This window comes from Arhodomonas sp. KWT (genome assembly GCF_010993615.1).
Genome location: NZ_WNXE01001156.1, coordinates 1 through 509 on the forward strand (window position 1 = coordinate 1; position 509 = coordinate 509).

The following is a 509-nucleotide window of genomic DNA, read 5'->3' on the forward strand; positions in this document are numbered from 1 at the left end:
ATACTGAAGCCGTCCTTCGCCAGACGCTTCGCGATGCCCAGACCGATGCCCTGCGCGGCACCCGTCACCAAAGCGACCTTACCTTCAACGGACATAACAGCGCTCCTCAGAATGGAGGGAATGACTGAATGGATAGCGTGCTAATTGATGGGCGGCGGTGCGCGGCAATCGTTCACAAACCCGACGTGCCGGCGTGACGATGCAGCCCGGGGCCGACCACGCGCCTGCTACTGTGAATGCTGATGCCGCACGGGAGATTGACCGTGGTCAACGGCACGGCAACGGAGCCGGACTCACCCGCGGCGAAGGAGACGACGGTTACACGCCCCGCCAGGGGGCGCGGACCGACGCATGACAGGTCGTGGCAGTGACGCCGGGCCGATGACGTCCGGATGGCCTCAGTCGTTCGGCAGGCCGACGGTGCGGCTGGCCCACAGCGCACCGAGGGTGCCGACGGCGCCGGAGAGCAGGTACAGGCCGACGTAGCCCACACCGAGATAGACGGTGAG

Annotated in this window: 1 protein-coding gene; it reads right to left on the reverse strand. The window is 66.0% G+C overall.

The features are described 5' to 3' along the window. A partial coding sequence (locus G7A99_RS26045) for an SDR family NAD(P)-dependent oxidoreductase (protein WP_163144720.1) occupies window positions 1-95 on the reverse strand: 95 nt, incomplete at its 3' end. Window positions 96-509: the final 414 nt, after the last annotated feature.